The sequence below is a fragment of the Microbispora sp. H11081 genome (assembly GCF_012999535.1).
Classification (GTDB): domain Bacteria; phylum Actinomycetota; class Actinomycetes; order Streptosporangiales; family Streptosporangiaceae; genus Microbispora.
On sequence record NZ_JABBWV010000001.1, the window covers coordinates 36,623 to 50,972 of the forward strand.

At 72.3% G+C, this 14,350-nt stretch carries 12 protein-coding genes; 7 read left to right on the forward strand and 5 right to left on the reverse strand.

The genetic code is table 11. The features are described from left to right. Positions 1–10: 10 nt before the first annotated feature. Together HHX31_RS00135 and HHX31_RS33450 are read right to left on the reverse strand one after the other, a co-directional pair. The gene (locus HHX31_RS00135) at positions 11–1,378 is read right to left on the reverse strand and encodes a cellulose-binding domain-containing protein (RefSeq protein WP_311930897.1); all 1,368 of its coding nucleotides are present in this window, start codon (positions 1,376–1,378) and stop codon (positions 11–13) included. 267 nt (positions 1,379–1,645) lie between these two features. Beyond that, positions 1,646–3,949 carry a serine/threonine-protein kinase gene (locus HHX31_RS33450; RefSeq protein ID WP_211589128.1) on the reverse strand — a complete coding sequence of 768 codons (2,304 nt, stop codon included), beginning with the start codon at positions 3,947–3,949 and terminating at the stop codon, positions 1,646–1,648. A 260-nt stretch (positions 3,950–4,209) separates the two neighbouring features. On the opposite strand from HHX31_RS33450, the gene HHX31_RS00145 reads away from it, so the two are divergent. After that, positions 4,210–4,911 carry a ThuA domain-containing protein gene (locus tag HHX31_RS00145; protein WP_169943889.1) on the forward strand — a complete coding sequence of 234 codons (702 nt, stop codon included), beginning with the start codon at positions 4,210–4,212 and terminating at the stop codon, positions 4,909–4,911. Between the two features lie 28 nt (positions 4,912–4,939). On the opposite strand, the gene HHX31_RS00150 is transcribed toward HHX31_RS00145, so the two are convergent. Then, the gene (locus HHX31_RS00150; protein WP_169943891.1) at positions 4,940–5,905 is read right to left on the reverse strand and encodes an SIS domain-containing protein; all 966 of its coding nucleotides are present in this window, start codon (positions 5,903–5,905) and stop codon (positions 4,940–4,942) included. A gap of 22 nt (positions 5,906–5,927) precedes the next feature. Further along, the gene (locus HHX31_RS00155) at positions 5,928–7,016 is read right to left on the reverse strand and encodes a hypothetical protein (protein WP_169943892.1); all 1,089 of its coding nucleotides are present in this window, start codon (positions 7,014–7,016) and stop codon (positions 5,928–5,930) included. A gap of 124 nt (positions 7,017–7,140) precedes the next feature. Between HHX31_RS00155 and HHX31_RS00160 the strand changes: the two genes are divergently transcribed. Genes HHX31_RS00160 through HHX31_RS00175 form a run of 4 tightly spaced genes read left to right on the forward strand, consistent with a single transcriptional unit; the run spans position 7,141 to position 10,907 of the window. Continuing rightward, positions 7,141–8,232, forward strand: a complete 1,092-nt coding sequence (locus HHX31_RS00160) for a spermidine/putrescine ABC transporter substrate-binding protein (protein WP_169943893.1) — start codon at positions 7,141–7,143, stop codon at positions 8,230–8,232. Then, positions 8,229–9,095 carry an ABC transporter permease gene (locus HHX31_RS00165; protein ID WP_211589129.1) on the forward strand — a complete coding sequence of 289 codons (867 nt, stop codon included), beginning with the start codon at positions 8,229–8,231 and terminating at the stop codon, positions 9,093–9,095. Before HHX31_RS00160 ends, HHX31_RS00165 begins: the two co-directional genes overlap by 4 nt. Further along, positions 9,088–9,861, forward strand: a complete 774-nt coding sequence (locus tag HHX31_RS00170; RefSeq protein ID WP_311930903.1) for an ABC transporter permease — start codon at positions 9,088–9,090, stop codon at positions 9,859–9,861. Before HHX31_RS00165 ends, HHX31_RS00170 begins: the two co-directional genes overlap by 8 nt. Continuing rightward, positions 9,858–10,907, forward strand: coding sequence for an ABC transporter ATP-binding protein (locus HHX31_RS00175; protein ID WP_169943895.1), 1,050 nt, complete (start codon positions 9,858–9,860; stop codon positions 10,905–10,907). Before HHX31_RS00170 ends, HHX31_RS00175 begins: the two co-directional genes overlap by 4 nt. 20 nt (positions 10,908–10,927) lie before the next feature. Here the strand turns inward: HHX31_RS00175 and HHX31_RS00180 are convergent, their stop codons facing one another. After that, a complete protein-coding gene (locus tag HHX31_RS00180; protein ID WP_169943896.1) occupies positions 10,928–11,566 on the reverse strand; it encodes a TetR/AcrR family transcriptional regulator in 639 nt (212 codons plus the stop codon). A gap of 104 nt (positions 11,567–11,670) precedes the next feature. On the opposite strand from HHX31_RS00180, the gene HHX31_RS00185 reads away from it, so the two are divergent. Both HHX31_RS00185 and HHX31_RS00190 read left to right on the forward strand, forming a co-directional pair. After that, on the forward strand, positions 11,671–12,960 hold the full coding sequence (locus HHX31_RS00185) for a glycosyltransferase (RefSeq protein ID WP_169943898.1): 1,290 nt from the start codon (positions 11,671–11,673) through the stop codon (positions 12,958–12,960). After that, positions 12,957–14,348 (forward strand): FAD-binding oxidoreductase, encoded by a 1,392-nt coding sequence (locus tag HHX31_RS00190; protein WP_169943900.1) that lies wholly within the window; start codon positions 12,957–12,959, stop codon positions 14,346–14,348. The genes HHX31_RS00185 and HHX31_RS00190 overlap by 4 nt, the downstream gene beginning before the upstream one ends. The last annotated feature ends 2 nt before the right edge of the window (positions 14,349–14,350 follow it).

Genomic DNA, 14,350 nt, shown 5'->3' on the forward strand with positions numbered 1-14,350 from the left:
AGGCCGGTCATCAGGAGGCGGGGATCGAGAAGTTCTTGCTGCGGACGGTCCAGGGGGCTCTGACCGCCAGGCCCGAGGGGCTGAGGATGTACGCGCGAGCGAAGGTGTTGCCGTTGAGCGTCATGTCCAGGAAGTGGACCACCGCGGTCATGCCCTCGGTCATCTGGCCGCCGGTGATGAACCCGGTGTGACCGGCCTGCGGATGCTCGGCCAGAACGGCCGGCACCTGCGTGAGGTCGTAGTTGGCCCGGGTGTTGTCGTAGGCGATGTCGGAGGGCCCGCCGTCCATGAACATCACCGGGGTGTGCAGCTTGTTCAGCTCCGACCGCGGATACCCGAAGGAGGCGTCGGCGAAGAACCCGCTGTCCAGCGAGACGACGCTCTTCACCCGCCGGTCCTGCCCGGCGACCAGCGCCTCCAGCCCACCGCAGGAGTGCCCGGCCGTGGAGACCTTGGACAGGTCGAGGCGCTGGTAGAGCGCGGAGCCAGAGCGGGAGTTCTCCCGCTCTGCCCAGGTGATCCCCTCGGTCAGCAGCGACGGGATCGGCGACCCGCTCTGCACGCCGTTCGGCGAGCCGTCGACCGACGCGGTGTTCACCACGACGAAGCCGCGGGCGGCGATGAACGTCAGCGCCTGGACGACCTCGCTGCCGTTGGTGTGGGCGCAGGCCCCGTTGCCGAAGACCAGCACGGGCATGGGACGCCCCACGGCCGCGGGGTTCGACGGCCGGTAGACCGTGTAGCGGTTCGTGCCGTACGCCCCCTCCCTGGTGACGGGGAAGTTGTTCTCGATGGCCGGCCTGCTGGGGCTGGGGCTGGGGCTGGGACTCGCACTGGGCGAAGGGCTGGGGCTCGGTGAGGCGCTGGGACTGGGCGAAGGGCTCGGGCTGGCGCTCGGCGAGGCGCTGGGACTGGGACTGGGACTGGGACTGGGGCTCGGGCTGGGCGAGGTGACTCCGCCGGTGCAGGTCACACCGTTCAACGCGAAGTCGGACGGCACGGGGTTGGCGCCGCTCCAACTGCCGTTGAACCCGAACTCGGTGCTGCCTCCGCCGGCGATGCCGCCGTTGTAGGAGACGTTGGTCACCGTCACCTGCGAGCCGGACTGGGTGTGGGTTCCGTTCCACAACTGCGTGATGGTCTGCCCGGCCCCGAACGACCAGGTCAGCCGCCAGCCGTTGATCGGGTCACCGAGGTTGCGCACGGTGACGCTCGCGCCGAAGCCGCCCTGCCACTGGCTGGTGACCGTGTAGGTCACCTGGCACCCGGTCGTCGCGGCCGAGGCGACGTGGGCCCCCGCCACTCCGGCGCCGGCCGTCAGCAGCACCGCGGCGGCCGAAAGCCGCAACCGGCGGTGCCAAAAGCTGCCATCTCGCACGGGCTTCTCCCACTCTCCGAGCTGTTCGCGTCGGCGCGGACAGCCGCGGATCCAGGGGTCCGCGGACGTGGCTTCGCGCTGCCGGGAGTCAATCCGGCACGCCAGAGGCGAGTCAACGAGACGAGAGTGGCCGCTGCCGGCCCGCCACACGGGGAAACCCCTGGTGAACAGGTGATTCTGGCGGTACGCGAACCGGCCGGCCGCCGGGGCGGAGGTGAATCTTTCACCCGTTTCCGCCCCCAGTGCCCGGGTCAGTAGGCCAGGGAATCAGTAGGCCAGGGAAGGGGGCGGCTCGTCCTGCTGGCCGGGGCTCAGCACGTTAGGAGTCTGTTGGCTGGGGCTCTGCTGGCCGCGGCTCTGCCGTTCGGGCTCACGCGGGTAGGGATTCTCCGGGGCGGGACTCTTCCGCGGCTCAGGGATCGAGGACGTGCCCGGATTTTTGGGCTGATCGGGAGTCTTGGGCTGATCGGGAGTCTTGGGCTGATCGGGAGTCGTGGGCGTCTTGGGTGAGTCGGGTGTCTTGGGTGAGTCGGGTGTCCTGGGCGGGTCGGAGGTCTCGCCGCCACGGGCCGAGGGGGACTCGCGCGGCCGTGGGCACGGCGGGCCGTCGACCTCGACCTCGGCCTGGCGCGGCCCGCCGGCATAGGCGGGATCGGTCGTGACCCGCACCCCGAACAGGGCCGTCTTCCCGCATGCCACGGGGCCGAGGCCGGAGGCCAGTGCGAACGAATACGACGTGCGGCCCGAGAGCGTACGGACGTCGTCCGAGGCCGTGCGGCCGTCGCGGGTGAAGACGGTGGACACCCTGACCGGGCCCTTGCCCGCGGTCCGCACCGTCACCGCCGCCGCCTCGCCGTCCCAGCGGTCGATCGCCACGCCCTCGACGGCGGGCACGGGACAGGGCGCCCCGGTGAGCTTCAGCGTGCGGGCGCGGGGGCCTGTGCCCGCGGCGGGGACCGTGGACACCTCCACCCGCCGATAGACGGTGGTCCCGCAGGCGGGGGAGGGGAACGCCTGCTGCAGGCCGATGTGGTAGGAGGCCGCGCCGCGCAACGCGACCGTCTGCGCGGGCGCGGCGGTGAGCGCGTCCGTGGACGGCCCGGACGCGAAACGCGCGGTGAGCAGGACCCGGGCCGTCGTGCTCGCCCGTACGTCGACCGTGACCGCCTGGCCGTCGAACTCCGCGATGCCGAGGCCGGTCACTCGCGCGGGCGGCGGCGACATGGTCGCGCCCAGGTGGGATGGGGTGGCGCCCGGCTCGGAAGGGCCGGGCGGCCCGGTGGTCACCGACGAGACCGGCGTGCCGGACAGATCGGGCGGCGTCGCCCCGGTGTTCTCGTCCGGCTCCGCGCCGGTGTTCTCGTCCGGCCCCGCGCCGGTCTCGGAGACATCGCCCGGCAGGACCACGCCTGGCGAGGCATCACCCGGCGAGGTCTCGTCTGTCGTGTCGGGCGCGAGCGGCGCGGTCGTCTCCGGGGAGGTCGGGGCCGGGGGAAGCGCGGCGGGAGCGCTTCGCGGCGGCGGTGGGGTGAGCAGGGTGTCCTGCGCCATCGGGGTCTGCCGGTTGGCCGCGACCAGCGCCGCGACCACGACTGCCGACAGCACGGCGGCGCCGAGCGCGAAACGGGGCGCGAAGCGCGTGAGCCGCTCCGACAGCACGGTCTGGGCGAGCGACGTGGACGCCTCGACCGGCTCGGCCGGAGCGGCCAGGGGGAACGTCAATGCCAGCAGCGTCGCCAGTTCGGCGAGATGGCGCCGGCCGCGCTGCTCCCATTCGGGCCCGTACGCGGCGGTCGCGGCGGTCTCCAGGTCGGCCATGAACGCCCGCGCGGTGGGCGGCCGGTCCGCCGGGTTCTTGGCCATCCCGCGCGTGACCAGGCCCCGCACCGAGCCGGGGACGTCCGCCGCCGGGATGGGAGCGCCGCGGTGCAGCATGCGCAGCGCCGTCAGGTCGTCGGCGCGGTAGGGCCTGCGCCCGGTGAGGCACTCGTAGAACACGCAGGTGGCGGCGTACACGTCGGTGGCCGGGCCGGTGGGCCCGCCGTACCACTGCTCGGGAGCCATGTAGGGCGGCGTGCCCGCGGGCGCGTCAGGGGAGCCGCTGGGCGTCGCGATGCCGAAGTCCGACAGCTTGCTGGTCCCGTCGGCCTGGACGAGCACGTTCTCCGGCTTGTAGTCGCGGTGGACGATGCCCGCGGTGTGCGCGGCCGACAGGCCGGCGAGTGAGCCCTTCAGCACGACCAGCGCCGCCTCCGGGCTGGTCGAGCCGTGCTCGGCGAGGATCGCGCGCAGCGAGACCCCGTCGACGAGCTCCATGACGATCGCGGCTCCGTCGCGCGCCTCGACGTACTCGTACAGGCGCACGATGTTGGGGTCGTTCAGCTCCACCATGATCCGGGCCTCGTGCCGGAACCCGGCGAGGAAGCGCCGGTCCCGCCGCAGTTCCTCGCGCAGGTACTTGATGGCCACGTAGGCGCCGGTGGTCACGTAGGTCGCCAGCACGACCCGTCCCGCGCCGCCGGTGCCAAGCGGGCGCACCTCGCGGTAGCCCGGTACCGACCAGGCGTTCATGACGCCGCCCCCTCGGATTGGGTCGTCTCCGACTGGACCAAGCCCCTGCCACGTGTGGCCCGGGCGGCGCCCCCGCCGCGTCGCCGCCCCCACCCATGCCCGCGACGGGCGGCATTCGCCAGGCACTCCCCGGCCCTGACCCAAGGTCTCACCCGAAAGGGCGGTTGTCACCGGAGCAAAAACGTCACCTCGCGGATGTAGTCCTGGCGGGCGCGGGGCCCGGGCTCCGCCGTCCGGGGGCGGGGCCTATGGTGCTACTCATGCCGCGCAACCTCATCCTGTCCGGGGGAGTGGCCCACGACTTCCCGGCCACCTCGGCCGCCCTCGCGGGCGTGCTCGCCGAGATCGGCGTCGAGTCGGAGATCACCGAGGACGTCGCCGGGGCCCTGGCCGAGCCGCCGCGGGCCGGTCTGGTCACCGTGAACGCGTTCCGCTGGAGGATGGACGGCGACGACTTCGCGGACGAGCGCGACCGCTGGCGCTTCGAGACGCCCGACTCCGTCAGGCAGGCGCTGCTCGCCCACCTCGCGGGAGGCGGCGGGCTGCTCGCCGTGCACACCGCGTCGCTCTGCTTCGACGACTGGCCCGAGTGGGCCGGGATCCTGGGCGGCGCCTGGAGATGGGGCGAGTCGTACCACCCGCCGATCGGCCCCGCGCGGGTCCGCCTCGGCGCCGGCCATCCGGTCGTCGACGGCCTGGACGGCTTCGAGGTGACCGACTTCGAGGTGACCGACTTCGAGGTGACCGACTTCGAGGTGATCGACGAGGTCTACAGCGACCTCGACGTCCTGCCGGACGTGAAGCCGCTGGCGTACTCGGACGACCAGCCCCTGCTGTGGGCGCGGACCGTGGCGGGCGGCAGGGTCGTGTACGACGCGCTCGGCCACGACACCCGGTCGTACGAGAACCCGGTGCGCCGCACCCTGCTGCGGCGGGCGGCACGCTGGCTCCTCGGCGACTGACCCGCGAGCACCCCGCCACCCGGTCGTCTCACGGGGCCGCGCGTCCCCAGAGCGTCGCGGCGACGAGCTCGGGCACCAGCGTCTCGGTGAGCAGGGCGACGTCCTGGTCGTCGTCGTGCAGGTAGCGCACCGCCGCCTCCTGTCCCTCGACCTCCCCGCCGACGGCGAGCACCCGCGACCCCCTGAGCTTGATCCACTCCATCGCCTGGGCGTCGTAGCGCGACCCAGGGAACAGCACGGCCCGGTAGTCGCGGGTCTTGGTGAGATAGACGTCCACGTGCGCCCAGTCGCCGGTCTCGCACGCGTCGGCCTGGCGGCGCGGTCCCTCGCGGAACATCAGCGCGGACTGCTCGGCGGACGACAGCCGCTCGGCGGGCGCGATCGTGTAGACGCCGTCCGGGCCGTCGAGCAGCGTCACGGCGTCGGCCAGCCACTCCCGCCGCCGCTCCAGCAGGTCTGCGGAGGCCTGCGCGGCCCGCCGTACGAGGCCGGCCACGGCCCCGGGGCCCGCGGCGAGCGTGAGCAGGAGGGCGAGCGTGTGCTGGAAGGTCCGGCAGGCGACGCCGCCCCGTTCCTCGCCCGCGAGCATCGGCACGACGAGGTCGGCGCCCTCGGTCACGGGGGAGCCGGGCCGGTTGGTCAGCGCCACGACGAAGGACCTGCCCCGGTGCCGGGCCAGGGCGTCGAGCGTCTCCACGCTGCCGCCCGTGGCCGAGACGACGACGGCGGCCGTACGAGGGCCGGGCGGGGTGGCGAGCGCGGCGGAGGCGTACTCCGCCACGGCGTCCACCCCCGCCGCCCGCAGCCGCTGGGCCGCCACCCCCGCCGCGTAGCGCGAACTGCCCATGCCGAGGAACACGACGCGGTCGAGCCGCCCGTCTGTCAGCCGGCCGGCCAGCCCCTCGAACGGGTCGCCGTCGTCCAGGCGGCCGGCCAGCGCGTCCAGCGCGTCCGGCTTGGCCTCCAGATCGGCAAGGAAGAGCCCCGCGTCCACGTCCTTCTCCTTCGCGATGTCCTCAGGCGTACCAGGTCCGCAGCACGCCCATCGGCGCGTACCGCCAGCGCGGCAGGTGGCGTGCGGCGTAGATCAGTTCACGGCACTCCTGCTCGACCTCGAACGGCCGCAGCAGCGACCGGTCGAGCAGGTCGGCGCGCCCGGCCTCCGCGAGCGTCCGCGCGTAGGACTCCGCCAGGTCCCGGCGCGCCGCGGCGGCCCAGGCGGCCGTCGCGCCCCGGCCCGCGGACCTGCGCCTGACCGCCACCTGCCCCGCGTGGTCCACGCTGGTGGTGAGCTGCGCGAGGTCGCGGGCCGCGGGCTGGTACGGCTCGGCGCCCGCGACGGTGGGGTTGCCGTCGAAGTCGACCACGGCGTAGCCGTCCCGCCAGCGCAGGATCTGCCCCACGTGCAGGTCGCCGTGGACGCGGATCAGCGGCGTGGCCGGGGCGGAGGCGAGAGGCGCCAGTTCGCCGCGCAGGGCCTCGGCCCGTCGCGCCAGCCACGTCCCGTCCTCGCCGTCCGTCAGCGCCACGGCCTCGCGCAGCGCCTCCTCGGCCCGCCCCAGCCAGGCCCCCGAGCCGGGCGGCGACAGCCGTACGGGGTCGGGGAGGACCGCGGACGGCGTGGCCATGGCGAGGTGCAGTTCGGCGGCGAGCGCGCCGATCTCGGCGGCGAAGCCGGTGCGGCCGGCCTCGGCCTCGTCGACGCACCACTCCCAGCCGTCCCGCGCCTCGGGCAGGTACGCCGTCACCAGGGCGACCAGCGCGTCCTCCCAGTAGACCGCCGCGTACGGCGTGGCCGTACGGGCGAACCCGGCCAGATGGGCGAGCAGCGCGGGCGCGGGGTGGGGGGCCCGCGACGGCCGGGGGAACCACTTGACGACCACGGTCTCGCCCGCGACGACCGAGTGGTTGGTCTGGTCCACGGTGATCGGCCGCTCCCCCGGCGGCACGGGCGGCAGCGGCCGCAGCGTCCGCACCGAGAAGGGCGGCGGAACCGCTCCCCGCGCCAGGTCGCGCAGAACGCCCTCGGTGACGCCGTCGCGCGCCTCCAGCGAGAGGACGCCGTCCGGTCCCCCGGTCACCCGGGGCCAGCGGGAGCCTTCCACTCGATCTCCTGAACTCAGATTCAACAAGGGAACGAAACGAGGAGGTAGAGGTAACGGGCAAAGTCTTGTCTACGTTGAGCCGTCCTGCAACACTGGCCGCCATCCTCACGCAAGGGAGCCCCCCATGACTCGTCGCGTGCCCGCCGTCGTGGCCTCCGCCTGTCTGGCGTTCGCGGTGACCGCCTGCGGCGGAGGTTCGCCGGCCGACTCCGCGCCCGCGGCCCTCGACCCCAAGGCGGATCTGTCCAAACAGAGCCTGACGATCTCGATCTGGGACGGTTACAGCCCGAAGGATCTTCCGGAGCGGGTGAAGGCCAAGCTCGGTTTCGACACCAAGGTCGCCATCCACGACACCAACGAGACGATCGTGGCCAAGCTGACCGCCGGCGGCGACAGCGGCATCGACGTCGCGTTCGTGTCCGGCCAGTACGCGCAGGCGCTCAACGCGCAGGGCCTGTTGGAGCCCGTCCACCGGGAGCTGGTCCCGAACCTGAAGAACCTCTACCCCGAGGCGTCCCAGCTGGCCTACGACAAGGGGAACGCCTTCTCCGTGCCGTACACCTGGGGCACCACCGGGCTGTGCTACCGCAGCGACCTGGTGAAGACGCCGCCGACGAGCTGGAACGACCTGCTCGACCCGGCCCCCGAGCTGAAGAAGAAGATCACGATGATGACCACCGAGCGGTGGCTGGCGCTGCCCGCGCTCAAGATGCTCGGCGCGTCGGTCAACACCACCGACCAGGCGGTGCTCGACAAGGCCAAGGCGATGCTGCTGAAGGTCAAGCCCGACCTGCTGGCCTACGACGACACCACGTTCGGCGACCGGCTCAAGTCCGGCGAGGCCGCCCTGGTCGAGGCGTGGGACGGCTGGTGCCCGACGGCGGAGAAGAACGTCGAGTTCGTCGTGCCCAAGGAGGGCAGCGACCTGTGGGCGGACACGATGGTGATCCTCAAGAGCTCGAAGAACAAGGAGGCGGCGCACGCCTTCGTCAACTACATCCTCGATCCCGAGGTCCACGGCTGGGTGGCCGCGAATATCCTCTACAAGATCCCCAACAAGGCGGCCATGGACGCCGTCGACCCGGAGCTGCTCAAGAGCTATCCGGCGCTGGCGCAGCCGCCGGCCGAGCTGCTCAAGGGTGAGAGCCTGGTCGACCTGGGCGAGGCGTCCACCGCGTACACGCGCCTGTCCACCGAGGTCTCGGCGGCCCAATGACGGCCCGACAGCCCGCCCGCGTTCTCGGGAAGGCGGCCGGGCGGCTCGCGACGATGGGGCCGGGGTTCGGCTTCCTGGCCGTCTTCCTGCTGGTCCCGCTGGCGCTGGTGCTGAGTTACACCGTGTTCCGGCGGGGCCGGTTCGGGGGAGTGGTCTACGAGCCGACGGGGGAGAACTTCGCCCGCCTCGCCGACCCGCTCTACCTCGACGTGGTGATCGGGTCGGTGAAGCTCGCGGCGATCACGACGCTGCTCGCCCTGCTGCTCGGCTACCCGACGGCGTACCTGATCGCGAGGCTGCCCGCCCGGTGGAAGGTCGTCGCCCTGGTGGCGGTCGTGCTGCCGTTCTGGACGAACTTCCTCATCCGCACGTACGCCTGGATCGTGCTGCTCAACTCCGAGGGGCCCGTCAACTCGGGGCTGGAGGCGCTCGGGCTGGGGCCGGTGGAGCTGCTCTACACCGACGGCGCCATCGTCGCCGGGCTGCTCTACGCCTACCTTCCGCTGATGATCCTCCCGTTGTACTCGGCCGTGGAACGGCTGGACCCGGAGTTGCGGGAGGCCTCGGCGAACCTGGGCGCACGGCCGGCGAGGACGTTCTGGTCGGTCACGCTCCCGCTGTCGCTGCCCGGTGTGCTGACCGGCTGCGTGTTCGTGTTCGTGCCGAGCCTGGGCAACTTCGTGATTCCGGAACTGCTCGGCGGCGGGCGCCGGATCATGGTCGGAAACCTCGTCCGCGACCAGTTCCTCAAGGCCCGCGACTGGCCGTTCGGGTCGGTGCTGGCGCTGGCCGTGGTCGCCGTGCTCGTGGCGCTGCTGTTCGCCCAGGCGTGGGCCACGCGGAGGGCGGGTCGCGGTGCGTAGACACGGCTGGCTCCGGCTGCCCTTCTGGCTGACCTACCTGTTCCTGTACGCGCCGATCGTCGTGCTCGTTGTGATGTCGTTCAACCGGAACGAGTCGCCCTACTCGTGGGGCGGCTTCTCGCTGGACTGGTACGGCAGGCTGGCGGAGAACACCTCGATCCGCACCGGGCTGGTGAACACGCTGATCGTCGCCCTCGGTTCGACGGCGCTGTCCACGGTGCTCGGCACGCTGCTCGCGGTCGGCCTGGCCCGCCACACCCGCTCCCGGCTGCTCGACGCCCTCTCGACGCTGCCCGCGATCCTGCCCGACCTCGTCATCGCGATCGGGCTCCTGGTGTTCTACTCCGCGATCAAGCTGACGCTCGGGCTGCACTCCGTGCTGATCGCGCACACCGTCTTCGGCATGGCCTTCGTCGCGGCCGTCGTCCGGGCCCGGCTCGGCGGCATGGACACGTCCCTGGAGGAGGCCTCCCGGGACCTCGGCGCTACCCCGCTGACGACGTTCGTGAAGATCACACTGCCCACGCTCGCCCCGGGCATCCTCGCGGGCGCGCTGCTCGCCTTCACGCTCTCGCTGGACGAGTTCGTGATCGCGTTCTTCACCGCGGCTCCGTCCGAGCCGACGCTGCCGATCGTCATCTACTCCATGGTGCGGTTCGGCGTGACCCCCGAGATCAACGCGCTGGCGACGCTGCTGCTCGCGGTGAGCTTCACCGTCGTGATCGTCGCGCAGCGCCTGACCAGACTGACCGAGGCCCTGCGATGACTCTCATATCCATCGACGGCGTGAGCCGCCGTTTCGGCGAGGTGACCGCGCTCGACTCGGTCGGCCTCGACATCCGGCAGGGTGAGTTCTTCGCCCTGCTGGGGCCGTCCGGCTGCGGGAAGACCACCCTGCTGCGGATCCTCGCCGGATTCGAGCAGCCGGACACCGGCTCGGTGCTCCTCGACGGGGCCGACCTGCTCGCGATCCCCGCGCACCGCCGCCCGGTCAACCTCATGTTCCAGTCGTACGCCCTGTTTCCGCACATGAGTGTGGAGAAGAACGTCGCGTACGGTCTGGAACGGGAGCGGCTGCCCCGCGCGGAGATCCGGGAGCGGGTCGGCGCCGTGCTGGAGACCGTCGGCCTTACCGCGCAGGCCCGCCGCAGGCCGCACGAGCTGTCGGGCGGGCAACGCCAGCGCGTCGCCCTGGCCAGGGCCGTCGTCAAGCGTCCCCGGCTGCTGCTGCTCGACGAGCCGCTGAGCGCCCTGGACAAGCAGGTCCGCTCGGAGATGCAGCTCGAACTCAAGCGGCTGCAGCACGAGGTCGGCATCACCTTCGTCGTGGTCACCCACGACCAGGAGGAGGCCATGTCGCTCGCCGACCGGATCGCGGTGATGAACGGCGGCCGGGTCGAGCAGGTGGACGCCCCCGAGGACCTCTACGAACGGCCGCGCACGCCCTTCGTGGCCGGCTTCATCGGGGCCAACAACCTCTTCACCGGAAGGGTCACGGGCAAGGGCCTTGAGGTCGACGGGCTGGGTGTGCTCCCCGCGCCCGCGGGGAGCGAGCAGGGCGGGACGGCGATGCTCGCGGTGCGGCCGGAACGGATCCGCCTCGGCCCGGTCACGGCCGGCGAAGGGGTGCTGCGAGGCCGGGTCGTCGACGTCAGCTTCTACGGCGGCGTCTCCCACGTGGCGCTGAGCGTGCCCGGTCACGACCGCGCGGTGCTGGCGGCCACGCAGGGGCGGGCGAGGGTGGAGGCCGGCGCCGAGGTCGCCGTCTCCTGGGACGCCGACGACGCCGCCCTCGTGACGCCGCCCCTGTGAGCCGCCCCAGCCCACGGAGGTCAGCGGCGATCGGCGGGCCTGAGGGGGTTGCCCGTGGCCAGGCGGGCGTAGTCGAGGATCAGCTCGACGGCCTTGTCCGGGTCGATCGAGTGGTGCCGGGCGACGATGCGGTAGCCGTACGCGTCCTCGAGAGCGACGAGGTTGCGGGCGATGGTCTCGGAGTCCTGCGCCAGCGTGAAGACGCCGTGCGCGGCGCCCGTCTCCAGGATCGTCTGGTACATCGACACCTGCCGGTCGAACAGCGTGGTCAGCAGCGTCGCGTAGACGCGGTTGCGGCCGGCCGCGCCGCCGAGCTCGCACAGCAGCCTGACCCCCGTGTCGTCGGGGCCGTCGGGCAGGCCGGAGCGGATCGTGACGATCAGCTTCTCCGCCGGGTCGGAGATGCCGCCGATCTTCTTCATCCGCCGCTCGTAGAAGCGCTCCATGCCGGCGTGGTGCGCCTCGATCAGCAGGTCGCGCAGGTCGGGGTAGTGATAGAGCACCGCGCCCGAGGTGAGCCCCGCCTCCTCGGCGATCTGGTTGAGGTGGACCCCCTCGGCGCCGTGCTGGATCATCGCCCTGTGGGCCGCGTCGATGAGGTCGAGCCGCCGGTCCGCCTTGCTCTTGCGCTGTGTCGGCCTGCTCTCGCGCTGTGTCATTGCACCTCGCTTCATATCGTCCGACACGATACCCCGCCAGGTCTTGACGGGTGTACAGGCAACGTATTTGAATCTCGCTTCAACTAGCACGCAAGGAGCGGCGAATGACGGTCACGCCTTTGACGATCCTGTTCATGCCGGAGAGCGCCTACGGGCCGACGAACAACTGCATCGGGATCGGCGACGTGCTGCGCCGCCGCGGCCACCGCGTGGTGTTCGCCGCGGAGGCGTCGTGGAAGGGCAAGCTGGAGGCGCTGGGCTTCGAGGAGGACCTGGTCGACCTGGCGCCGCCGGCGCCCGAAGAACAGGACGCGACGGAGCAGGACGCGGGCCAGTTCTGGAAGGACTTCATCCGCGACACGGCGCCGGAGTACCGCAAGAGCACCCTGGACCAGCTGGAGACGGTCATCAAGCCGATCTGGGAGGCGCTCATCGACGGTGCCAAGTACTGCGAGCCGCAGCTCAAGGCCATCATCGAGCGGGTGCGGCCGGACGTGATCGTCGAGGACAACGTGGTGGCCTTCCCCGCGCTGGTGACGGCGGGCGTGCCGTTCGTACGGATCGTGTCGTGCAACCCCCTGGAGGTGAAGGGCCCCGGGGTGGCGCCGCCCTTCTCCGGCCTGCCCGCGGACGGGACCGGCTGGGCGGAGTTCCGGTCCGAGTACGACCGGACCCACCGCGAGGTGTGGGAGGCGTTCAACGCGTGGGTGGTGGCGCAGGGCGCCCCGCCGCTGCCGGACCTGGAGTTCATCCACGAGGGCGACGCCAACCTGTACGTGTACCCCGAGATCGCGGACTACACGGCGGACCGGCCGCTGGACGCGTCGTGGACCCGGCTGGACTCGTCGGTCCGGGAGACCGACGGCGACTTCACCCTGCCCGACATCCCCGGCGACGGCGCGCTGATCTACTTCTCGCTGGGGTCGCTCGGCTCCGCCGACGTCGAGCTGATGCGCCGCGTGATCTCCGTGCTGGCCCGCACGCCGCACCGGTACGTCGTCTCCAAGGGCCCGCTGCACGAGGAGATCGAGCTGGCTCCCAACATGTGGGGGGCGGAGCTCGTCCCGCAGACGAAGATCCTGCCGCTGGTCGACCTGGTGATCACGCACGGCGGCAACAACACGACGACCGAGGCGTTCCACTTCGGCAAGCCCATGATCGTGATGCCGCTGTTCTGGGACCAGTACGACAACGCCCAGCGCGTGCACGAGACCGGATACGGCGTCCGCCTCGACACCTACCGCTTCACCGACGACGAGCTGACCGGGGCGATCGAGAGGCTGCTGGCCGACCAGGGCCTGCGGGACCGGCTCGCGGCGGCGGGGGAGGAGATCCGCCGCCGCGACGGCCTGCGCGTGGCCGCCGACGTGATCGAGAGCACCGCGGCGAAATGAGCAGGGACAGCCGCCTGATCGAGGACGCCGCTCCCCGGGTGTTCTGGACCGACAGGCCAGGGGCGCCCGGCCCCTACGAGCCGCTGCGCGGCCGTACGACGGCGGACCTGCTGGTGGTCGGCGGCGGCTTCACCGGCCTGTGGGCCGCCGTGCTGGCCAAGGAGGAGAACCCCGCCTGCGACGTCGTCCTCGTGGAGAGCCGCTCCGTCGCGTACGGCGCGAGCGGGCGCAATGGCGGTTTCGTCTCCGACTCGCTGACCCACGGACTCGGCCAGGGGACCCGCCTGTGGCCGTCGGAGAACGCTGCGCTGCTCGCGTTGGGACGGGAGAACCTCGCGGCCATCGCCCGCTTCGCCGACGCTCACGGCATCGACGCCGACCTGCGCCTCGTCGGCAAGACCACCGTCGCGGTCGCGCCGCACCAGGTGGAGGAGCTGAGGCGGGCGGAGAAGCTGCACCGCGAGCACGGCGAGGACGCGGTGTTCCTCGACCGCGACGAGATGCGCGCCGACGTCGAATCGCTCACCTACCTCGCCGGGCTGCGCCTGCGCGGCACCGGCGGCCTCCTCGACCCCGCCGGGCTCGCGTGGGGCCTGGCCCGCGTCGCCTCGCGGCTCGGGGTGCGCGTCCACGAGGGCACCGAGGTCACCGCGCTGACCCGGACGCGGACCGGCGTGGAGGCCCGTACGGGAGGCGGTGGCGTGGTGAGCGCCGGGCAGGTGCTGCTGGCCACCAACGCCTTTCCCTCGCCCCTGCGCAGGCTGGGCCTGTTCGTGCTGCCGGTCTGGGACTACGTGCTCGTCACCGAGCCGCTGTCGCCCGAGCAGCGAGCGTCGCTCCGGTGGCGGGAGGGCCAGGGCCTGACCGACGCGGGCAACCGGTTCCACTACTACCGGCTCACCCGTGACGACCGCGTCCTGTGGGGCGGGTACGACGCGATCTACAACTTCGGCGGCGGGGGATCGGAGCAGCGTGACGCCACGCACCGACGGCTGGCCAGGCACTTCTTCGCGACGTTCCCGCAGCTGCGCGGCCTGCGCTTCACCCACAGGTGGGGCGGGGCGATCGACTCGACCAGCCGGTTCACCCCGTTCTTCGGCACCGCGATGGGCGGGCGGCTCGCCTACGCGCTCGGATACACCGGCCTCGGCGTCGGCGCGTCCAGGTTCGGCGCGCTGACCGCCCTCGACCTGCTGGCCCGGCGGTCCACCGCGCGGACGCGGCTGCGCATGGTCCGCCGCCACCCGGTGCCGTTCCCGCCCGAGCCGCTGCGCTGGCCCGTGGTGCAGCTCACCCGCCGCGAACTCGCCCGGGCCGACCAGAACGACGGCCGCCGGGGGCCCTGGCTGCGCTCGCTCGACCGTTTCGGCATCGGCTTCGACAGCTGAGG